The following is a 22,370-nucleotide window of genomic DNA, read 5'->3' on the forward strand; positions in this document are numbered from 1 at the left end:
CGCTTGATAAATGGTACGGCTGTCTTTATATAGAGAATAACTTGGCAGCCAACACAAGAAACAGGCACGTTTGTTTTATATTTTTCAAATAAGAAGCTACCTTGCCGATTGCCAGCATCATTGGAAAAATCAATGACAACCATTTATAGAGGTCTCGAGTCAATTCATAGTAGTGTGGTCGGAATTGATGCTTGATTGAGGTATAATGACCGCTATAGACGGATTAAACTTGATACTCATGTCGGCCAATGTCATACAATAATAAATCACAATCATTGCTAGTCTGCATGTTTTATATAAGCCGTAAATATTTTAAAAATCCAAATTCACGACACAGTAGCCATAATAGATATAGCGTTTGTGTCATAGCGCATAGGAAACATTATGAGTGACCAAAACCAAGCTGATAACCAATTAGACCAAACTGCTGGCTATGAATCAGCCCTAGACACTGAGCAAGTCGAAGCAAAAAGCAACATCACTATCACTGAGTCAGCTCAAGGCTATTTGGCAGATTTATTGTCTAAACAAGATACTGATGGCATCGGTGTGCGTATCTTTGTTGAACATCCTGGTACACCGCGTGCAGAGTGTTGCATGGCTTATAACCAACCAGGTGAAGAAGACAGCGCTGATTTGCGTTTTACTTACGAGAAATTTTCTGCCTTTATTGAGGCGGCTTCAGTACCTTATCTAGAAGATGCGGTCATCGATTATAATAAAGACCGTTTTGGTGGTCAGCTAACTTTCCGCGCGCCGAACTCTAAAGTACCTAAAGTAGGCGCTGATGCTAGTGTCGAAGAACGCATCAACTACGTATTACAGTCAGAGATTAACCCTGGTTTGGCAGCGCATGGTGGTGACGTACAGCTACTTGAGCTTATTGATGAAGAAGGCATTGGCTTAACAGCTGTATTGAAATTTGGTGGCGGTTGCCAAGGGTGTTCAGCTGTTGATATGACTTTGCGTCAAGGCGTTGAAGTACAGCTTAAACAGCAAATTCCAGAATTAACGCAAGTGGTTGATGATACTGACCATACTCGTACAGAAAACGCTTATTATAAATAAAAGCGCGTTCGCCATCTGAAAACGGAATAGCTAAGTAACAGCTTTAGCATTATATTTAATAAAAAAGTCGAGTTCTGATGAACTTGGCTTTTTTTATTGCTATGATTTGGCAGATGGTTTTTTTAAGATAGTTTTTCTAAAGTAGTTTTCGAGTAGCATCTCGTTAATCAATAATATTTTAACAATATAAAGGAATGTACTATGAGTGATGGACAAGCAGACCAACAGACAGCCCAAACATCAGCAACCCCTCAACATCTTGAGACTTTAGCGATTCATGCTGGCTATAGTGTAGAACCAACAACTAAGTCAGTTGCTGTGCCTATTTATCATACCAGTTCATATGCGTTTGATAATACTCAGCATGGTGCAGATTTGTTTGATCTAAAGGTCGCAGGTAATATCTATACTCGTATCATGAACCCGACCAATGCTGTGCTAGAAGAGCGAGTTGCGGCGTTAGAAGGCGGTATCGGTGCGCTTGCCGTCGCATCTGGTATGGCTGCCATCACTTATGCCATTCAGACTATTTGTGAAGCAGGCGATAATATCGTCGCTGTATCAACACTATACGGTGGTACTTATAATTTATTTGCCCATGCCTTACCGCGTCAAGGTATCGAGGTGCGTTTCTTTGATCATAAAGACCCAGAAGCCATTCGTGACTTAATTGATGACAAAACTAAAATGGTTTTTGCAGAGAGTATCGGTAACCCACTAGGTAATATCGTTGATATTCAAGCGCTCAGCGATGTCGCTCACGAATACGGTGTGCCTGTCGTGATTGATAATACGGTGGCGACGCCTGCGCTATGCCGTCCATTTGAGTTTGGTGCAGATATCGTCATTCACTCATTGACCAAGTATATGAGTGGGACGGGTACGTCAATCGGTGGTGCGATTGTTGATAGTGGTAAGTTTGCTTGGGGCGATTATCCTGAGCGTTTCCCACTTTTGAACACGCCAGATCAAAGCTATCACGGGGTGAATTTCGTCAAAGACGTAGGCGCGCCAGCCTTTATCGCTCGTGCTCGCGTTGCGCCGCTACGCAACACTGGTGCAGCACTTAGCCCGCTCAATGCTTTTGGTATCTTACAAGGTATGGAAACGCTAAGTCTGCGTATGGAGCGGCATGTGCAAAACGCTCAAGCCATCGCAGAATATCTGCGTGACCATGACAAAGTTGCTTGGGTCAAGTACGCAGGTCTGTCTGACCACCCTGAGCATGAGCTTGCTAAAAAATATATGAAAGGTACGCCTTCTGCTATTTTAACCTTTGGCGTAAAGGGTGGGCTAGAAGCTGGTGCGCGTTTCATTGATGCGCTGCAATTGATTACTCGTTTGGTAAACATCGGCGATGCAAAATCATTGGCCTGTCATCCAGCGACGACCACGCATCGTCAGTTGAATGAGCAAGAGCTAGAAAACGCTGGTGTGAGCACAGACATGGTACGACTATCGATTGGTATCGAACATATAGAAGACATCAAGGCCGATTTAGCACAAGCATTAGCTACTGCTTAATATAAAGAATATTTATTAAATTGAGCAGATAAGTAAAGCAAGTCTGAACTTTGAATGATACGAAAAAAAGCCCATATCAAATCGATATGGGCTTTTTGTTTTGCGTCCAACAGATGTGTTTACCGATTAAGCAGAGAGTACACGCTGCGCGATATCTTGATAATCCTGCGAAGTCAGACGTGGTCCAAACTGCTGAATCACTTGTGCTGATATTTCGCTGGCAAGACGACCACATTCTGGCAGACTATACTGCTGTGACAAGGCATATAAGAAAGCACCAGCGTAGTTATCACCTGCACCATTGGTATCGATGACGTTGGCGACTACTGGTGTGGCAACGTCATAAACCTCAATGTCTGAACTGTCATCAGGTTGATGGGCGATAGTTGCCCCATTAGGGCCATCAGTCACAACTGCTGTGTGGCAATATTCGAGCAAACCACGTGCTGCTGCCTTGATTTGTTTTTTCTCCGTAAACAACTTCGCCTCTTCACTATTACAGAATATGACGGCAACTTTGTTACCTAGCATATTGAGCAAACCGTCTTTGGCAAATTTTACTACCGCAGGATCAGCAAAACTCACTGCGATTTTTGCATTATGAATACCGGCTTGCTGACGTAGTTGAGTCATTGCTGGTTGGATACTTTCAGACATCGCCAGATAGCCTTCTATATATAGCCAGTCTGCTTGCGTCAACGCATCAAAATCAACATTATCAGCGACAATCTCACTTGAGGTACCAAGATAAGTCTGCATGGTACGCTCGCCATCTTCTGTAACGGCAACCACACATGAACCCGTCACACCGCCTGTATGGATAGATTTGTCTGAGGTTGTGACACCTGCTTCGTGTAAGTCCCTGAGGTAAAAGGCCCCTTGATCGTCATCACCGACACGGCAAGCGTAAAATGGTTTACCGCCTAAACTGGCAAAGGTAAACATCGTATTGGCTGCCGATCCGCCGCCTGCTTGCTTTGATGGCTCAATTTTAGCCAACTTAAAATAGGCCAGTAGTTGCTGTTGCTCCTCAAACTCTGCCAAAGTCATATTGCCTTTGGTCAGCTCGGTTTCTTCTAACGCCGCATCTGACAGCATATACTCATGATCAACCAACGCATTGCCTATCGCCATTACATCGTACATCGCTTACCTCTCTTCAATTAATTTATAAACAGTTATCTTTATATTGTCAAAAACTAGTCAGCTTGTAATTCTAGTAGACGCTGATAAAGTGCATTCTTTTTTACACCAGTGATATCAGAGGCTAGCGCGGCCGCTTTTTTGACCGATAAGTCCTCTAGCAAGCGCTGTAGTAATTTATCATGAATACTGATGTCGTCAGTATCTTTTGCCACACTGACGCCAGCGATGACCACGACGATCTCACCGCGTTGTTGATTGTCATCTGCTTTGACAAAATCGACCAACTCGCCAAGGGTGCTCTTATGTACTGTTTCAAACGTTTTGGTCAATTCACGGCAAAAAGTCACCGCACGGTCTGCACCGAATATCGTCGCCATGTCTTCTAGGCTAGATATGATGCGATGCGGCGCTTCATAAAAGATTAAAGTTTCGGTACGGGAAATCAGGTCGCTCAGTTGTTTTTGACGACCGTGCGTTTTGGCCGGTAAAAACCCAATAAAACTAAATCGATCAGATGGTAGTCCTGCTACTGACAATGCGCCAATGGCAGCAGAAGCCCCAACGATAGGTGATACGGTCACGCCAGCTTCATGTGCGGCTTGTACCAACTGATAACCTGGATCGCTGACCAAAGGTGTACCAGCATCACTAATCAAGGCAACTGAATAACCTTGCTCAATCATCTCAATAATCTTAGGCGTTTGAATGGCGCTGTTATGCTCGTGATAGGCCCATAGTTTATTGTGGCCTTTTTGCTTGGTGGTCGTATCATCATTTTCGACACTATTTTTGGCAGGACGAGTCTCTGAGTCTTTTGCCTCGTCACCTTTGTTGCCTTTGGTATCAATGCCAAAATGTGACAATAGCTTACCTGAGGTGCGGGTGTCTTCGCAGGCAATGATAGCGACCTGCTTTAAGACATCAATTGCATGCGGTGTCATGTCGGACATATTGCCAATCGGCGTAGCAACGATATAGAGACAAGCTGGCATCGCAGTAGGGGTAGACATGAAAACCTCGGGTCATTAAAAAGACGTTAAAAAATACGAGTGCGCTAGTAACTACCATCATTGTCTATGGTTTTTCAATCAAATTGTAAGTCAGGAGATTGATAGATTTGAGAGCAGAGCGCGCAGAAGTGGCTAGTTTAGCATGTTGTGCTATGATAATTCTCAAATGTTAAGCAGACAAATTAACCTCATGCCGAATCATAAGCCCTTGGTTTTAACCTCGCCAAAACAACGCCAAGGTAGTCGGTTTGAGCAGCAAGCGTGCGAGTATTTACAAGCGCAAGGGTTGAGACTGGTGACGAAAAATTGGCAACAGCCAAAAGTAGGTGAGCTGGATCTGGTCATGATTGAAACAGGTTCAGCATGGTCAACGCTAGTATTTATTGAAGTTCGTCAGCGCAAGTCTTCGAATTATGGCGATGCGGCACTCAGCGTGACAGCAAGCAAACAGCGCAAAGTTGTTAAGGCAGCGCAGGCCTTTTTACAGCAGCACCCTGAGTATGCTAATTACGACTGCCGATTTGATGTCATTGCCTATAACACAACGAGTAGTTTGTGCCAAAAAAATGAGCGCTTAGACAACCAACCAGAATGGATCCAAAATGCCTTTATAGCCAGTGCATGGTAATAGAATAAATAAAATAGATCCTGCCAAATAACGTATCTAACCATAATTGAAGAGTAAGATTCGTTACCAAAAACCTAACCGCTGATGGCCAAAATTAAGTACAGTAGCGGTTATAGTCAACTTCTTATAAATCAGATACAGTATCAGCTTACAGCTATATCTAGCTTGTCACTACTAGAGCGTGTTTTTTAAATAAAGACACAGCCTAGATTAATATTTGTTCAATTTATAAAATTGTCACAACCATGTTCTAAGAGGTAAATAATGACACGGATGCATTTGCGCACTGCTATTTTTGGTTCATCACGCCGTATTACGACAGGCATTATGATTGCTGCCAGCGTTGTCAGTACAGGTTGCGCCACCAACTATCTGACCAATAGTACAGAAGGAACTTATGGTGTGCCAATGACTGAGCGCACGATTCCGCAGCGTTTGCTCGATCGTAGTATTGAACATACTGCCAAAATCAATGTGTACGGACTAAAAGAAGATTTGCAGCAAACCAGCCGTATGGGTATCGATAGCTTCAATAGCGAAGTGCTGCTCACAGGTGAAGTGCCGACAGAAGCGCTTAAAGCAGAAGTAGAAAAAGTCGTGAGCTCTATGCCAGATGTGCGCCGTGTTTACAACGAGATGGAAGTAAGTGCCTCAAAAGGTTATAGCTCAACGGTTCATGACGGTTATATCACCTCAAAGCTACTGGCAAAAGTAGCCGCGAGCGATGGTATAAGCGCCTCACAGGTTAAAGCGGTTACTAACAATGGTGCGGTTTATATCATGGGCCGTATGACACCCACTCAGCAAAGTCATTTGATTGATATTGCTAATAGTACCGTTGGGGTCACCGAACTGGTATTGCTGACAACTGTCGTCGACGATAGAGGGGTGAAAATAGATAATGATGACATCATGCATGAGAACAATTTGGCCAACCCTACAGTAGCGCCAGCTGCTCAAGATACTAGTGTCAGTACGGCAACACCTATCGTAATAACGGAAGAAGAAGCCAATACGACGCAGCCATCATCAAGCCCTTATGTTGACCTTTATCAAAACCAATAAAAGCCTTTAGTTCGCCAAGCGATAAAAGGATCTAATCACAATAAGCCTAAATAGTAATAACAGTAAAGGCACGAGAAATCTTTAGCCAGTGGTTACTATATTAATAGTAAAACGTAGCAGAGTCAGCATATCGGTCAATGATACTAATCTCGAAAAATATCACTGGCCAATGGATAAAGTTTTTGCTGTCAAATAGCTACTCATTATTGATAAATATAATAGGATACTGGTAATGAAGGATTCACGGGCAAATATTCAACAAGACGAAGAGACGATCGCTATTGGTAATATAGGAGTCCATAACAAACCTGCTCATAGAAAAGCACGTACGTTGAAATTTGGCGGTGCAGCAATATTGGCATTAGGCAGTATTGCGCTAGCCACGCAAAACGCACAGGCATTATCACCATTGGCTATTGTCAACGGGATTACTTCTAGTGGTGGCGTTGGAGTGAGTAAAGATATTCTATATGGTGATCAGCCTTCACAAGACCTAGATATCTACTATCCAAAGCCTTTAGCACAAGCAATGAAAGCTCAAAGTGCTATTAATACTAGTTATCCTATGGTGGTATTTGTCCATGGTGGCTCATGGGAGAGTGGTAATAAAGAGCAATATGCCTTTGTCGGTCAGAGCTTAGCCAAAGCAGGTTATGTCACTGCAGTAATCAATTACCGCAAAGCGCCTGCGCATGTCTATCCTGACTATGTCGAAGACGCAGCTCAAGCGATTGCTTGGAGCGTAGAGAATGCGCCCAGTCTTCATGCTGATCCGTCACGCTTAGCAGTAATGGGGCACTCTGCTGGCGCGTTCAATGCAGTAGCAGCCGTTGCTAACGAGGACTTTTTGGCGCCTTATGGCATTAAGCCAACAGATATAGTAACCGTGATCGGGATTGCGGGTCCTTATAGCTATGATTTCCGCAAGTATAGTAGTGCAACAGCGTTTGGTCCAAACGCCACGCCTGATCAGGTGATGCCGGATCGTCAGATTAAAGGTGCGCAGCCACCGTATTTATTGTTAACCGCTGAAAAAGACAAAATTGTACATGTCACCAATACAGTTAAGATGACAGAAGCGTTTAAAAAAGCAGGGGTAACTGTCGAAACAGGTGAGATCGAAGGGGCCAGTCACGCTACCAGTATAGGCGCGATGGCACCGCCGTTACGCTGGGTTAATGACGTACGCGCGCAAGTGCTGACCTATTTGGATAGAGAGCTGAAATAGTTCATTATCTGACTATAATTCTACAAAAGGTTAGTATCACTATTTACAAGTATCATTGTTTATAAGTGACATTGCTTAAGTATCAAAAAATAAATCCTCAACTGGCATAGTGCTCGTTGGGGATTTTTTATTGTGTAGGGCATGTTATCAATTAGCACATTAATACATTTAGTAGCCTTAAAATGGTTAAATTTATCAATACTATAATAAAAACCTGTCAATTCAATGCTCTACTCCCTTATGATAGAAAACAGACATTATCGAAAAAGGTATTAATCAAGATTGGTGCACACTAGAACGATGCAATATGAAGACGAGAGTCGTCATACAGCTTGAGATTCCAGAGAGCTTGAGTCAATCTGATGTCAAGTTTAGCTTGGCGAGTCAATCAGATACTGTGATAGAAAAACGTACCATAAGGCGAGTTACTCAAATGGAAAGACGTTAAAATTTTAGTATATCATTTAGCCTCTTTTATCGTCCAAGCAACCATTACGATGACTGTTTGGGCAGTGCTATTTATAGTCAGTGATTATAGACGATGCGCGACAGCAGACTGAAAGCGCCTGATATTGTATCCAGTTTATGTAAAATTGATGATATGTATATGTCATGTGCGCTTATACACAGACAGTGCTGTAAGATGTTCAAACTCTTGTTATAATGTTGCCATTCAAATAAAACCTATTTATATAAGACAGGATATTTTATGAGCATGAACGCTGACGACTTGATTGCATTTTTACAAACACACTTTCCAGACGCTTTTATTCAAGCAGCCAATCAAGGTAATAAGTTTGATGTACGTGTGGTTGATGCTAGTTTTGAGGGCAAACGTGCCGTCCAACGTCAACAATCGATTTACGCGTTAGTAAACGATAAAATTGCCAGTGGTGATATTCATGCACTTAATATTCAAGCACTGACGCCCGCTGAATGGGAAGCTCAGCAAAAAGGTTAGAGATTTACGTCTTTTTCCTTTAAAGATATCTTTGTAATTTTCTCTATTTTCTACACTCACAGCTAGGTTGTCACTTTTATGGATCAGTTCTTAATCACCGGTAGTAGTCGTATCGCAGGGGAAGTCACTATCTCTGGCGCCAAAAACGCTGCTTTGCCGTTACTTGCAGCTATGATATTAGCTGAGACTCCAATGACACTGCATAACGTGCCGTCACTACAAGACGTGCGAACGTTGATTAAGTTGATCGCTGGCATGGGTATCAATATCGAAAAACAGGGTGACACGGTTACCTGTGATACTAAAACCATCGATAATTTTTATGCGCCGTATGATTTGGTAAAAACCATGCGTGCTTCGATTTTGGTATTAGGGCCATTACTTGCACGTTTTGGCGAAGCCGAAGTCTCATTGCCAGGTGGCTGTGCCATTGGTTCACGCCCTGTTGATCAGCATCTAAAAGCGTTTGAAGCGATGGGCGCCGAAATCAGTGTAGAGAATGGCTACGTAAAAGCCCAAGCACCGAAAGGTGGCAAGCTACTAGGCTGTAATTTCTCATTTGATATGATTACCGTCGGTGGTACTGAAAACGTCATTATGGCGGCAGCATTGGCAAAAGGCACAACTGTTTTGGGCAACTGTGCGTTAGAGCCAGAGGTGGTTGATTTAGCAAACATGCTGGTTGCGATGGGTGCCAAAATAAGCGGTATTGGTACATCAACGATGACCATCGAAGGGGTAGAGCGTTTACATGGCTGTGAGTACTCAGTCGTCCCTGACCGTATTGAAACAGGCTCATACCTCGCTGGTGCCTTGATGACACGTGGCGACGTATTGACCAAAAAAACATCTGCTCTATTGCTGACGCCAGTATTAGAGAAGTTCGAAGATATGGGTGCGGTTATTACGACAGGTGATGATTGGATTCGCGCGCAAATGAAAAGTCGTCCGAAGGCGGTTGATATTCGTACACAGCCACACCCTGGTTTTCCAACGGATATGCAAGCTCAGCTAATGGCTATTGCTTGTTTAGCAGACGGTACGAGTACTTTTATAGAAAATATCTTCGAAAACCGCTATATGCATGTACCAGAGCTCAATCGTTTAGGCGCTTCTATTCAGGTTGATGGTCACACTGCCGTCGTAAAAGGTGTTGAAAACTTTACTGCAGCACCAGTCATGGCGACTGACTTACGTGCGTCTATGTCATTGGTGATGGCGGCTGCGACTGCTGAAGGCGAGAGCTTAATCGACCGTATTTACCACATCGATCGTGGTTACGAGCATGTTGAAGACAAGCTGCGTAGCTTAGGCGTGAACATAGAGCGTATTAATACCAACGCTTAGTATTGATTAATTCAATATTGGCAGTTATGCATATTACGTTATAAATCAAAAACTCTCCTTTTAATAGGAGACTGCACATGGACACGATGTCATTATGACTGAGACAAGCAAAACTTTACCAGCCAGCGGTTTATTAAACGAAGTAAACGATGAGTTTTCAGGTCTAACTTTAGCCTTATCAAAAGGCCGTATCCTAGAGGAAACCATGCCACTGCTACGTGCAGCTGGCGTTGATCTTTTAGAAGATCCTGAAGCGTCACGCAAACTTATTTTTCCAACCTCAAATCCAAATGTGCGTGTATTGATTTTGCGTGCCAGCGACGTACCGACCTATGTCGAACATGGTGCGGCTGATTTTGGGGTGGCGGGTAAGGATGTGCTGCTTGAACATGGTGCCAATCATGTCTATGAATTACTCGATTTGCAGATTGCCCAGTGCAAACTGATGACTGCTGGTGTGAAAGATGCACCGCTACCGAATCGACGTCTGCGTATCGCGACCAAATATGTCAATGTCGCTCGTGCTTATTTTGCGAGCCAAGGTCAGCAAGTCGACGTTATCAAACTTTATGGTTCAATGGAGCTTGCACCATTGGTCGGTTTGGGTGATTTGATTGTCGATGTAGTCGACACAGGTAATACACTACGCGCCAATGGACTTGAAGCACGTGATCATATTTGTGATGTTTCATCTCGTTTGATCGTCAATCAAGTGAGCTATAAGCGCAAATTTGCATTACTAGAACCAATTTTAGATAGCTTTAAAAGTAGTATCGCCAATGGCTAATTATCCGGTGCAAGTCATTGGTAATATAAAGCATGGTTATACAAATTTTTAAACCAGTTTAGCAGGCTATGAGTGACGTAGCGTGCTAAACTGGTTTTGTTGTCTTAGCTTGCGAAAATATAAAATCATCGTAAAATTTAGACAAGAAGACATCGACTAAGCTGCAATATTTTTGAAAGACAAACTTACTTTGCTTAGTTTTGAACCGTTAATTTTTAGCACTACTTTACGCTCAAATATAGGATTAGGTCATGCGCCAGTTAAGTACCCAAGATGCCGATTTTGATAGTCAATTGACACAATTACTTGCTTTTGAAACCGTTAATGATGCTGAATTATTACATACCGTCGATGATATCATCGCGCAAGTACGTGCTGATGGTGATGGCGTCGTATTGGCATTGACTCGGCAGTTTGACCAGCATCCAGCAACGTCGATGCAAGAGTTAGAGCTGTCTAAAGACTCGCTTGCAGAAGCGTTTGCCAACCTTGACGAAAAAGTAAAGAAAGCGTTGACTACAGCAGCGACGCGGGTACAGACATTCCATAAGCGCCAAGTACAAGAAACATGGCAGTATGAAGATGAGCTAGGCAACCGTTTGGGTCAAAAAGTCACACCACTTGATCGTGTGGGTATTTATGTGCCGGGCGGTTTGGCTTCATACCCTTCTTCAGTATTGATGAATGCCATTCCTGCTAAAGTCGCTGGCGTTACTGAAGTCATCATGGTAGTACCAGCGCCTAAAGGTGTGCTTAACCCGCTAGTATTGGCAGCGGCTCATCTGGCTCAAGTCGATCGTGTCTTTACCATTGGTGGCGCTCAGGCTGTAGCAGCCTTAGCTTATGGCACCGAAACGATCCCAGCCGTAGACAAAATCACAGGACCAGGCAATAAATATGTTGCAGCAGCTAAGCGTGCGGTATTTGGTCAGGTTGGCATCGACATGATTGCTGGTCCTTCAGAAGTATTGGTATATGCAGAAGGCGAAGCACAAGATCGAGCTGATTGGCTAGCGATGGATTTGCTATCACAAGCAGAGCATGACCGTATCGCGCAAGCTATCTTTGTGACAACTAGCGAAGAACAGCTTAATGAAGTAGCGCTTGAAATAGAAAAAGCATTGGCTGAACTACCAAAATCAGATATCGCACGTGATTCACTTCAGAACCGCGGTGCACTGATATTGGTAAAAAATCGTAGCGAAGGTATGGCGCTCATCAATCGTATCGCACCTGAGCATTTAGAATTGTCCGTTGATAACCCTGACGCACTGCTAGATGGTGTTCGTCATGCGGGCGCTATTTTTATGGGTCGTCATACGCCTGAAGCGATTGGAGATTACTGTGCAGGACCGAACCATGTGCTGCCAACATCAGGTACGGCGCGCTTTTCTTCTCCATTAGGTGTTTATGATTTTCAAAAGAAGTCATCCATCATTTATTGCAGTGAGTCTGGCAGCAAACCTTTGGCTGAGACGGCAGATATTTTAGCGCAGCGTGAGGACTTAGAAGCCCATGCGCGTTCAGCTCGTTATCGTTATCAATAATTGATTTTGAATTTTTAGCTTTTACTTTTTATATTTATTTTTAGTAGTCTTTTTGGCTAATAGTAGGATAATTTATGAGTGAGTCAAAGATAGACACCAGACTGTGGTCGTCTAAAGCGCGCAATTTGTCACCTTATATTCCAGGTGAGCAGCCGCAACACGATAATCTATGCAAACTAAATACCAATGAGAACCCATTTCCACCCTCTCCAAAAGTGGGGGAGGCTATTGCCAAGGTCTTAGAACAGCAGGCTGATGAGTTGCGTTTGTATCCTGCCCCTGAATCTAATGATTTACGTGCTGCATTGGCACAGTCATACAACCTTGATATCAATCAAGTATTTGTCGGTAATGGTTCAGATGAAGTCTTGGCTTTAGTATTTGCGAGCTTCTTTTTAAAAGAGCGTCCGCTATTATCACCTGATATTGGTTATAGTTTTTATCCTGTATATGCACAGACGTTTGGTGTAGAGCTTGTACAGATTCCTTTAGAGGAAGATTTTAGCATTGACCCTGATGCTTATCGTCAACCTTGCAGTGGTATCATCATCGCCAACCCTAATGCACCAACGGGTTTACTACTGTCACTTGCTGATATCCGTAAGCTTGCAAGTGAGCATTCTAATGCGGTCATTGTGATTGATGAAGCGTACATCGATTTTGCTCAGATAGATGAAAGCGATGTAGATGCTCCAGTCTCAGCGGTGAGCCTAATTAATGAGTGTGATAACGTTATCGTGACCCAAACCTTTTCAAAGTCGCGTTCGCTTGCTGGATTGCGTGTTGGCATGGCCTTCGGTAATGCATCATTGATTGAAGCACTAACACGTATGAAAAATAGCTTTAACAGCTATCCATTGGATAAGTTGGCTCAGGCTGGGGCGACTGCAAGTGTGTTAGATACTGAGTATTTTGAGCAAACCCGTCAGCAAGTCATTGATTTACGTACATCGCTAACGTCGGAGCTAACTGCATTGGGTTATAACGTTCTACCGTCACATGCCAACTTCGTATTCGCCCGTCCAAAAGATGGCGATGCTAGCACTGTTGCCAGTGCGTTACGTGAGCAAGGTATTATCGTTCGCCATTTCAATAAGCCGCGTATTGCAGAATACTTGCGTATTACCATCGGTACGGCAGAGCAAAATGAGCGTTTGATTGATGCTCTAAAAGCCTTGCAAGCTGAGGCTAGCGTTGCTGAATAATATTAGATTGATAACCTAATATAGAATATTGATAGGTGAGCCTTTTTACTTATAACGTAAAATACTATTGATAAGTCTTAAGAATAAAGCCTGTCAACGTTATGTTGGCAGGCTTTATTTTTTCTTCCAATTCGCAATATATTTGAATTTTCTATCTTAGCTTCTTTTAGCCATCGCTGTTTGAGCAAGCACTGACAATAGGTTTCCTACTTTATCTAAGCATTCTTGGTATTCAGCATCACAATCAGACGCGACCGTAATACCGCCACCTGCCCATAGGTTAACGTGTTTTCCTTTATTAGCATCATTATTCGACGAAGCATTGGCTTGCAATGTACGAATGAGTACATTCCATTGACCACTACCATCAAAATTCATATATCCCATAGTGCCACAATAGGCACCGCGTGGCGTAGATTCCAATTCAGCGATGATCTCGACAGCGCGTTTTTTTGGTGTACCAGTAATAGAACCAGCAGGCAGACTACCAAATAGTACAGCTAGCGGATGAGTATCAGTTTTTAGTTCAGCAGTGATAGTGCTGACCATATGATGCACATTGCTAAAACTCTCAATCGCAAATAACTGTGGGACTTTAACGCTACCAATTTTGGCATATTTACCTAAATCATTACGTAGTAAATCTACAATCATGACATTTTCGGCACGATCTTTTTCGCTATTGACCAGTTGCTGTTTATAGCGCTCATCTAGATCGTTAGTAGACCCTCGTGGCATGGTTCCCTTGATAGGCTTGGTGCGAATATAGTGTTTGTCAGAGCCACTTTCTCTAGTGAATGTAAAAAACAATTCAGGTGAGCAGCTTAACAACTCAAAATGACTGCTATCTTTATTAAAGCTGCTGCTTTCATTTATATAATCACCATCACTGCCACCAACGCTCATGTATCCTGCAAAAGGCGCTTTTGTATTGCGATATAGTGCAGGCAAATAATCAATAAGCGCTGCTGCTGGATGGCTCACATCGTTTTTATACGGTAGTTTGCCCGACCATTTCTGTGTCAAGTTAATCTGATAGCAGTCACCTTGCTGTAGATAGTCTTGTGTGCGATTAAATGCTTGTTGATAATCAAGCTTACTCCACTGTGGACTCAAAACGAGGGGTGTAATATTTGATGAGTCTTTAAACTGTGATCGATTGAGATACTGATTAGACAGCTTTTGATCAAGCTCGTCTAAGTAACAGGTAAGAGTGGTTATAAGACTATCGTTTGTTTTATGACCGATATTCTCAGAAGTGTCATCAGCCAAATGAGTCTTTAACTCCCAACCTATATCAGCATGTGCTGAGGGTGTTAGATAGATATCATAATGTCCTAATGAAGCACACGGCTGCATGGCCAATTCAATCCTATCGGCAGGGCTTAGCTCATGGGCCGCAATATCATAACCGATAAAACCGATTAGCCCATGATAATAACTGGGTTTCAGACTCTCTTCTTTATTGATATAGGATGTGTCGTTATTAGCTTCTTGAGCATTGCTATAAGCAATCAACTCTTCTTGCCACTCTAGATAGCTCTTATAAGATGTTGTGCTAGCATAATTATTATTAGCGTTATTTACATCAGTAACGCGACGCACATCAGTACCACGGTAACTTTTAATCACTTTATAAGTATTTGGTAGAACACTAGAAGCTTGCTCATCATTGGGATAAACAGACCAACTGACTTTTGGGAGTAAGCCAATCACGGGTCGATCATCATTATTAAGCCAAACAAGTTGCCAGTTTGCTTTAATATCTTGATCGAGCAAATGACGCTGTAACTGCGGCATCAGCTCTGCAGCAGACAAGTCACCAAAACGCCAGCTAGGTTTGCTAGCTGGCGATGGCGCAGAATCTATCTGCTCAGTTGTATTGTGATTTGATACAAGCATGGGTTAAGCGTCAAACTTTCTGATAATTAGCGTAGCATTAGTGCCACCAAAGCCAAAGCTATTACTCATCAAGGTTTCAAGATTTGCGTCACGCTTTTGAGTGACGATATCAAAACCTTCAGCAGCAGGATCTAGGTTATCAACATTGATACTTGGTGCAATAAAGCTTTCTTGTAGCATTAGTAGACAATAAATCAGCTCTTGTGCACCAACAGCGCCCAAGCTATGGCCTGTCATCGATTTGGTTGAGCTGATAGCGGGTACTTTACTGACATCGTTACCAAATACTTTAGCAATCGCTTTAAGCTCAGTGATGTCACCCAGCGGTGTACTAGTACCATGACTATTGATGTAATCAACACTTTCTAGCCCCGCTTCAGTTAAGGCCTGTTGCATACAACGAACAGCACCTTCACCACTTGGCGCAACCATTTCTGCGCCGTCAGAGCTGGCACCATAGCCAACGATTTCAGCCAAGATATTGGCACCGCGTGCCTGAGCATGCTCGAGACTTTCTACAACAACCATTGCACCACCAGCAGCGATCACAAAACCATCACGGTCTTTATCATAGGCTCTAGAAGCAAGTTTTGGTGTATTATTATACTGAGTACTCACTGCACCCATGGCATCAAACATACAAGACTGTGTCCAATGCTCAGCTTCACTACCACCGGCCAGTATTACATCTGCTTTACCCAGTTGGATAAGCTCAGCAGCATGACCGATACAGTGTGTTGAAGTTGCGCAAGCAGAGGTGAGCGAGTAGGAGACACCTTGGATTTTTAGACCAGTTGCCAAAGCGGCTGATACCGAACTGCCCATTGTCTTTGGTACTGCCATGGCGCCGACACCGCGTAGACCTTTTTCGCGCATCGCATCGATAGCATTAACGATGTTTTCCGTTGATGCGCCGCCTGAACTTGCTACGACACCCACGCGTGGATTGTTATTAATAGTATCAAGAGACAACCCTGAGTGCTCAATCGCATTTAGCGCACTAACGTAAGCATAGAGACTGGCGTCACTAAAGAACCGTTTCAGCTTACGATCGATACCGCTAGTATCAAGTTCTGATTGATTGATACTGCCGCTCACGTGTGATTTAAACTCGTGCTCAGCATAAGAGTCATTAAATGTGATGCCAGACTGACCTTCTTTGAGGGCAGTTGTAACAGTGTCTAAATCATGTCCGATACAAGAGACTATCCCTGCTCCAGTAATAACTACGCGACGCATATTCTATTCCTTATGAGTAACAATATTTCAAAATTGCCTTCAATAATCGTTTTTAAATATTGGCTCTATTGTTCAATATTAAGTGACGCTGTGCTTTATCGCCATTGTATAAGTCGTAGAGAAACCTATGTTCTGTAAATGGCTATTTATAAATAAAGTACAAGTGTACTGTGAATTATGGCACATGATAACGTATCAAGCTTTCAAAATCTTTGCACAAGTGCAAAATAACGACAAATAACGCTTATCATGTAGTGCCAATTCAAAAAATGAGAAGTAAGATTAGCTACTGACTATGGACAGAATTATATTTTAGATACAAAATTTGTGATTCTAATAACATTGTTCGCACTGACACTAGTTACGATAACTGTCTAAAATAACAAATTCGTTATTAATAATTAACTATCATATTATAATACTAATATATTAAAAATTAACTTACCGTATTAAGGACATCATGATGGCAAAGCGTAGCACTCTCTCTAAAAGCATCACCACTATTGGCTCTTTTACTCGTAACAATCTTGAACGCGTAGGAGCTATGATTGACAATGTAAATGCGAAGACAGGCAAACCACGCCAATACAAAGCCGTCGATTTAGGTGATGAGGACTATCAGCAGGACTTATTTCGTGAGCAAACCTTAAAGGCTACGCAGCAACTATTAGGGCCACGCTTTGCTACTTACGGTAAATATGCTAAAAAAGTCGTACCAAATAGCTTTTTCCAATCGACAGTTGATGGGGCATTTGCACAGGTGGCCAAACTTGCCGCCAATTGGAGTCAACTAGACTTACCCAATGAGCACCGTTTTGCCAATATTGCTACCTTAGATGACGAAGAGCGTTATGCATTGGCTACTGATATTGCTAACCAAAATCGTGCACTTGCGGCGATAGGCGGATTGACAGGTTTGGCAGGTCTACCGGGTTTGCTTGCTGATACACTATGGCTATTGCTGGTTTCATTACGTACGGTTTATCAAATTGCTGCTGTATACAACAAACCGCTGACAGGTAAACAAGGCGTCAAAATGGCCTACGAGCTACTATCAAATGCCGACTTGAGCAAGATGCAAGAGAAACAAGCCTTATTGGCAGGTCTAGGTATTGGTAAAGGCTTACTTGATAATGCTCAGAGTAGTGGGCTACATAGCGAGCTTAAAAACCTAGGGCTAAAAAATCAAAACGTAAATTATTATGCGGAACAAATAGACAGTATCGCGAGTCAAGTAGGGATCGATTTAGACCAGATCAACCTATCGTGGGTTCGTCGTTTCATCCCTGTTACTGCTGTAGCGATCGGAGTACATTACAATAGCCAGCTAATTGATGAAGTAATCGGTGTGGCTCAAGCGACCTTTGCACCAGAGGCAAAGCTAGCCAATCGTGCTATTACTGATGATAGCAGTAGTGAGGCTAAAGTGAAAAAAGCCAGTACTGAGGACGAGGAAAAAGGTACAGAAAGTAAGGAAGAAAACAGCAAGATAGAAGAAGCTGATAAAAAAGAAACTGGCAGTGAAAAAGACTCAGACAAACAAACCTCTGACAAAAAAGCCAAGTAGTAGAAGTAGTTTTTACTAGTTTGGTTATTTACAAGAACAATGGTATTTGTCTTAGTTTGATTAAGCGGTATGACTTGAAAATTAGGATAAATACCACCACTTATTTGTCATCAAGCGGCATTTAAATGTTAAATATCTTTTCTTGACGATGCTTGAGTTGGCTTTTTTGTTTTATTTATTACGCTATTTTTCGATGAAAAATCTATAAAGTGATACAATAAGAGCCTGAATGCATATCTATCAAATGTTGTAAAGCGAAACCATTCATAAGTGGTTGAAATAGCAGCAACAACTCTTTATAATACACTGTCCTAAAAATGGGTGCCCCGAAATCTGCAATTATTGTCAGATAGATGGTGCGTTGGCCCATTTTTTTGTTTTATACCAAACGGGAGAAGGATGCCTTATGGCAACAACTAACCAATTGATTCGTAAAGGTCGCAAAACCATCAAGGAAAAGTCAAAAGTTCCTGCGTTGGAAGCGTGCCCACAGCGTCGCGGTGTATGTACTCGTGTATATACTACCACGCCAAAAAAACCTAACTCAGCCATGCGTAAAGTATGTCGTGTACGTTTGACTTCAGGCTATGAAGTATCAAGCTACATCGGCGGCGAAGGTCATAACCTACAAGAGCACAGTGTTGTTCTTATCCGTGGTGGTCGTGTAAAAGATCTACCAGGTGTACGTTATCATACTGTTCGCGGTGCATTGGATTGCGCAGGCGTCAAAGACCGTAAGCAAGGTCGCTCTAAGTACGGTGCTAAGAAGCCTAAAGTTTAATAACTAAACGTTGTTAAATAAGCTTTTTGCACTACCCAATAACTGTGCATGGGTTTGGTGTCAGTAGTAATATCACTCTTATATAAATATATATCTGTGATTTGCTCCTAAAACATACCACCATGCAGTAAGGCTAACTGATAACTCACTGCTATATTCTTATGATAAGTAGTCGATGTTGTGAATGTTAGACACTCCTGAAGATAAGGAAATTTATTATGCCAAGACGTCGCGTCGTTGCTGCCCGTGAGATCCTACCGGATCCTAAGTTTGGTAGCCAAACTGTTGCAAAATTCATCAACCATGTAATGAGTGATGGTAAAAAATCTACTGCTGAGCGTATCGTTTACGGTGCACTTGAGACAGTAAGTGAGAAGCGTAAAGTTGAAGATCCAGTATCTTTCTTCGAAGAAGTACTAGAAAATGTACGCCCAATGGTAGAAGTAAAAGCTCGCCGCGTCGGTGGTGCAACCTATCAAGTACCAATGGAAGTACGCCCCTCCCGTCGTACTGCATTGGCTATGCGTTGGTTAGCTGAAGCTGCTGCTAAGCGTTCTGAAAAATCAATGTCTTTGCGTTTAGCTGGCGAATTGAATGATGCTGCTGATGGCAAAGGTGCTGCTATGAAAAAGCGTGACGAAGTTCACCGCATGGCAGATGCTAACAAAGCATTCTCTCATTACCGTTTCTAAGCTACTTTTTAATAGTAGCTTGAGATTAGAGGCTTATGCCATCTAATCTTGCATTGTTGTTTATTCTATTGATTGCCGCCATCATTCATTCAGTCATATATAGGTTTAACTTATTAATGATTGAGATGGCGGATATCTATCAAGATGCCTCTCTAAAAGAACATGCTTTTTGTTAGAGAACATCCCAAATTTGATGCCGCACTATTCTTAGTATTTGCTCTTTTTTTGTCCGTATTAGGCTTAATAATCAGTAAGTAATATTACGAAGCTGAACGCTTTGTCATAGAGTATGAGGTAGAGACACAATACATTATTATATACACGACTTTTCCTAGGAAAACACTATGGCTCGTAAAACTCCCCTAAAACGCTATCGCAATATTGGTATCTCAGCGCACATCGATGCTGGTAAGACGACCACTACTGAGCGTGTTTTATTCTATACCGGTGTTAGCCACAAAATTGGCGAAGTACATGATGGCGCAGCCACTATGGACTGGATGGAGCAAGAACAAGAGCGTGGTATTACTATTACCTCAGCGGCAACAACTTGTTTTTGGTCAGGTATGGCTAAACAGTTTGACGAACACCGTATCAACATCATCGATACCCCAGGTCACGTTGACTTCACGATCGAAGTTGAACGTTCTATGCGTGTACTTGATGGCGCGTGCATGGTTTACTGTGCAGTAGGCGGCGTTCAGCCACAGTCTGAGACCGTATGGCGTCAGGCGAATAAATACAAAGTACCACGTCTTGCATTTGTAAACAAAATGGATCGTGTTGGTGCCGATTTCTATCGTGTTATTGATCAGATCAAAAATCGTCTAGGTGGCAACCCTGTACCATTGGTTATCCCAATCGGTAAAGAAGATGACTTCGAAGGCGTTGTTGATCTAGTAAGCATGAAAGCTATCTATTGGGACGAAGCGTCTCAAGGTATGAACTACGAAGAGCGTGATATCCCAACTGAACTACAAGAAAAAGCAGCAGAGTACCGTGAGCATCTTGTAGAAAGCGCTGCTGAAGCCAATGAAGAACTCATGAATGAGTATCTAGAAAACGGTGAATTGTCAGTAGAGCAAATCAATGTTGCTATTCGTCAGTTAACGATTGATAACGAAATCATTCCACTTCTTTGTGGTACAGCATTCAAGAACAAAGGCGTTCAGAAAATGCTAGATGCTGTTATTCAGTATCTACCTGCACCAATCGACGTACCTGCTATTAAAGGTATTCTTGATGACAAAGACGAAAGCGAAGGCAGCCGTGAAGCATCAGATGACGCACCTTTCTCAGCGCTAGCATTCAAAATCATGAATGACAAATTCGTTGGTAACTTAACCTTCGTACGTGTTTATTCTGGTGTAATGAAGCAGGGTAGCAGTGTTTATAACCCAGTTAAGATGAAGCGTGAGCGTGTTGGCCGTATTGTACAGATGATGGCAGACTCTCAGCAAGAGCTTCCAGAGATTCGTACTGGTGATATCGCAGCATTAGTGGGCATGAAAGATGTGACTACTGGTGATACGCTATGTGATGAAGACAACGTAATCACTCTTGAGCGTATGGAATTCCCAGATCCAGTTATCAGTCTAGCAGTTGAGCCAAAGACTAAAGCTGACCAAGAAAAAATGTCAATCGCTCTTGGTCGTTTGGCAAAAGAAGATCCTTCGTTCCGTGTACATACTGACGAAGAGTCTGGTCAGACGATCATCAGTGGTATGGGTGAGCTACATCTAGAGATTCTTGTTGACCGTATGAAGCGTGAATTCAACGTTGAAGCAAACATCGGTGCGCCGCAGGTTGCTTATCGTGAGACGATTCGTAACACGGTTGAACAAGAAGGCAAGTTCGTACGTCAGACTGGTGGTCGTGGTAAATTCGGTCACGTTTGGTTACGTCTTGAGCCACTTGATCCAGCGGGTGAGACTGAATACGAATTCGCTGAAGAAGTTGTTGGTGGTACGGTACCAAAAGAATTCCACGGCGCTGTTGATAAAGGTATCCAAGAACGCATGAAAAACGGCGTACTTGCAGGCTACCCAGTAGTTGGCGTAAAAGCGACTTTGTATGATGGTTCTTACCATGACGTCGATTCTGATGAATTGTCGTTCAAAATGGCAGGTTCTATGGCCTTCAGAAAAGGCTTCATGGCAGCTGACCCAGCATTGCTTGAGCCAGTCATGAAAGTAGAAGTTGAAACACCTGAAGACTACATGGGCGACATCATGGGCGATCTTAACCGTCGTCGTGGTTTGGTACAGGGTATGGAAGATCTACCTGGCGGTACTAAACAGATTCGTGCTGAAGTACCATTAGCGGAAATGTTTGGTTATGCCACGCAAATGCGCTCTATGTCACAAGGCCGTGCAACTTACTCTATGGAATTCCAAAAGTACGCTGAAATTCCAAAATCAGTTGCTGCTGAAATCATCTCTAAGTTCAACTCTAAAGATGATGACGAGTAAATAAAACTTACTGAAGGTGACAATATAGAGTCTGTCTGTGTATTGTCACTAAAGAATACGCCAATAACTTGTTAAAAGACTTGTTATTGGCCGTGATTTTCTTATAATATCTGCACATTAGTATGTGTAACCTTTTAACAATTATCTTAATGTGGTCAAAATCGTCTTAATTATCGTATTAATATGAATTAAGTCTTGAACC

At 42.6% G+C, this 22,370-nt stretch carries 19 protein-coding genes; 15 read left to right on the forward strand and 4 right to left on the reverse strand.

Annotation, left to right across the window (positions count from 1 at the left end):
* Positions 1 to 384 precede the first annotated feature (384 nt).
* Together nfuA and ACT3QN_RS09210 are read left to right on the forward strand one after the other, a co-directional pair.
* Complete coding sequence (gene nfuA, locus ACT3QN_RS09205) at positions 385 to 1,068, forward strand: Fe-S biogenesis protein NfuA (protein ID WP_444521217.1); 684 nt, start codon at positions 385 to 387, stop codon at positions 1,066 to 1,068.
* 201 nt (positions 1,069 to 1,269) lie between these two features.
* A complete protein-coding gene (locus ACT3QN_RS09210) occupies positions 1,270 to 2,592 on the forward strand; it encodes an O-acetylhomoserine aminocarboxypropyltransferase/cysteine synthase family protein (protein ID WP_444523128.1) in 1,323 nt (440 codons plus the stop codon).
* A 126-nt stretch (positions 2,593 to 2,718) separates the two neighbouring features.
* Here ACT3QN_RS09210 and ACT3QN_RS09215 read toward each other — a convergent pair whose 3' ends face one another.
* Both ACT3QN_RS09215 and rsmI read right to left on the reverse strand, forming a co-directional pair.
* Positions 2,719 to 3,738 (reverse strand): adenosine kinase, encoded by a 1,020-nt coding sequence (locus ACT3QN_RS09215; RefSeq protein WP_444523129.1) that lies wholly within the window; start codon positions 3,736 to 3,738, stop codon positions 2,719 to 2,721.
* Between the two features lie 53 nt (positions 3,739 to 3,791).
* On the reverse strand, positions 3,792 to 4,748 hold the full coding sequence (rsmI, locus tag ACT3QN_RS09220; protein WP_444523130.1) for a 16S rRNA (cytidine(1402)-2'-O)-methyltransferase: 957 nt from the start codon (positions 4,746 to 4,748) through the stop codon (positions 3,792 to 3,794).
* Between the two features lie 142 nt (positions 4,749 to 4,890).
* Between rsmI and ACT3QN_RS09225 the strand changes: the two genes are divergently transcribed.
* From ACT3QN_RS09225 to hisC, 8 genes are all read left to right on the forward strand, one after another.
* Positions 4,891 to 5,376, forward strand: a complete 486-nt coding sequence (locus ACT3QN_RS09225; protein ID WP_444521213.1) for a YraN family protein — start codon at positions 4,891 to 4,893, stop codon at positions 5,374 to 5,376.
* Between the two features lie 264 nt (positions 5,377 to 5,640).
* Entirely contained in the window at positions 5,641 to 6,441 is an 801-nt protein-coding gene (locus ACT3QN_RS09230; RefSeq protein WP_444521212.1) for a BON domain-containing protein, read from the forward strand.
* Positions 6,442 to 6,673: 232 nt separating this feature from the next.
* Positions 6,674 to 7,669 carry an alpha/beta hydrolase gene (locus tag ACT3QN_RS09235; RefSeq protein WP_444523131.1) on the forward strand — a complete coding sequence of 332 codons (996 nt, stop codon included), beginning with the start codon at positions 6,674 to 6,676 and terminating at the stop codon, positions 7,667 to 7,669.
* Between the two features lie 709 nt (positions 7,670 to 8,378).
* The gene (locus ACT3QN_RS09240; RefSeq protein ID WP_444523132.1) at positions 8,379 to 8,630 is read left to right on the forward strand and encodes a BolA family protein; all 252 of its coding nucleotides are present in this window, start codon (positions 8,379 to 8,381) and stop codon (positions 8,628 to 8,630) included.
* Between the two features lie 78 nt (positions 8,631 to 8,708).
* Positions 8,709 to 9,977, forward strand: coding sequence for a UDP-N-acetylglucosamine 1-carboxyvinyltransferase (gene murA, locus ACT3QN_RS09245; protein WP_444523133.1), 1,269 nt, complete (start codon positions 8,709 to 8,711; stop codon positions 9,975 to 9,977).
* A 94-nt stretch (positions 9,978 to 10,071) separates the two neighbouring features.
* Positions 10,072 to 10,764, forward strand: coding sequence for an ATP phosphoribosyltransferase (gene hisG / locus ACT3QN_RS09250; protein ID WP_444523134.1), 693 nt, complete (start codon positions 10,072 to 10,074; stop codon positions 10,762 to 10,764).
* A gap of 251 nt (positions 10,765 to 11,015) precedes the next feature.
* Positions 11,016 to 12,311, forward strand: coding sequence for a histidinol dehydrogenase (gene hisD, locus ACT3QN_RS09255; protein ID WP_444523135.1), 1,296 nt, complete (start codon positions 11,016 to 11,018; stop codon positions 12,309 to 12,311).
* A gap of 74 nt (positions 12,312 to 12,385) precedes the next feature.
* A complete protein-coding gene (hisC, locus tag ACT3QN_RS09260) occupies positions 12,386 to 13,516 on the forward strand; it encodes a histidinol-phosphate transaminase (RefSeq protein WP_444521206.1) in 1,131 nt (376 codons plus the stop codon).
* Between the two features lie 156 nt (positions 13,517 to 13,672).
* Here hisC and ACT3QN_RS09265 read toward each other — a convergent pair whose 3' ends face one another.
* Together ACT3QN_RS09265 and ACT3QN_RS09270 are read right to left on the reverse strand one after the other, a co-directional pair.
* The gene (locus ACT3QN_RS09265) at positions 13,673 to 15,418 is read right to left on the reverse strand and encodes an anthranilate synthase component I family protein (protein WP_444523136.1); all 1,746 of its coding nucleotides are present in this window, start codon (positions 15,416 to 15,418) and stop codon (positions 13,673 to 13,675) included.
* Between the two features lie 3 nt (positions 15,419 to 15,421).
* Positions 15,422 to 16,657 carry a beta-ketoacyl-ACP synthase II gene (locus tag ACT3QN_RS09270; RefSeq protein ID WP_444523137.1) on the reverse strand — a complete coding sequence of 412 codons (1,236 nt, stop codon included), beginning with the start codon at positions 16,655 to 16,657 and terminating at the stop codon, positions 15,422 to 15,424.
* Positions 16,658 to 17,117: 460 nt separating this feature from the next.
* On the opposite strand from ACT3QN_RS09270, the gene ACT3QN_RS09275 reads away from it, so the two are divergent.
* The 5 genes from ACT3QN_RS09275 to fusA all read left to right on the forward strand — a co-directional run bounded on the left by ACT3QN_RS09275 (position 17,118) and on the right by fusA (position 22,168).
* Positions 17,118 to 18,224 (forward strand): EcsC family protein, encoded by a 1,107-nt coding sequence (locus ACT3QN_RS09275; RefSeq protein ID WP_444523138.1) that lies wholly within the window; start codon positions 17,118 to 17,120, stop codon positions 18,222 to 18,224.
* Between the two features lie 406 nt (positions 18,225 to 18,630).
* Positions 18,631 to 19,005: a 30S ribosomal protein S12 gene (gene rpsL, locus ACT3QN_RS09280; RefSeq protein WP_011281154.1), complete on the forward strand. Its 375-nt coding sequence runs from the start codon at positions 18,631 to 18,633 to the stop codon at positions 19,003 to 19,005.
* A 218-nt stretch (positions 19,006 to 19,223) separates the two neighbouring features.
* Positions 19,224 to 19,697, forward strand: coding sequence for a 30S ribosomal protein S7 (gene rpsG / locus ACT3QN_RS09285; RefSeq protein WP_443521032.1), 474 nt, complete (start codon positions 19,224 to 19,226; stop codon positions 19,695 to 19,697).
* A gap of 35 nt (positions 19,698 to 19,732) precedes the next feature.
* A complete protein-coding gene (locus ACT3QN_RS09290) occupies positions 19,733 to 19,873 on the forward strand; it encodes a hypothetical protein (RefSeq protein WP_444523139.1) in 141 nt (46 codons plus the stop codon).
* A gap of 168 nt (positions 19,874 to 20,041) precedes the next feature.
* Positions 20,042 to 22,168, forward strand: a complete 2,127-nt coding sequence (gene fusA / locus ACT3QN_RS09295; RefSeq protein ID WP_444521201.1) for an elongation factor G — start codon at positions 20,042 to 20,044, stop codon at positions 22,166 to 22,168.
* Positions 22,169 to 22,370 lie beyond the last annotated feature (202 nt).

Source organism: Psychrobacter sp. AOP7-C1-14, assembly GCF_052376135.1.
In the GTDB taxonomy this organism is placed as follows: domain Bacteria; phylum Pseudomonadota; class Gammaproteobacteria; order Pseudomonadales; family Moraxellaceae; genus Psychrobacter.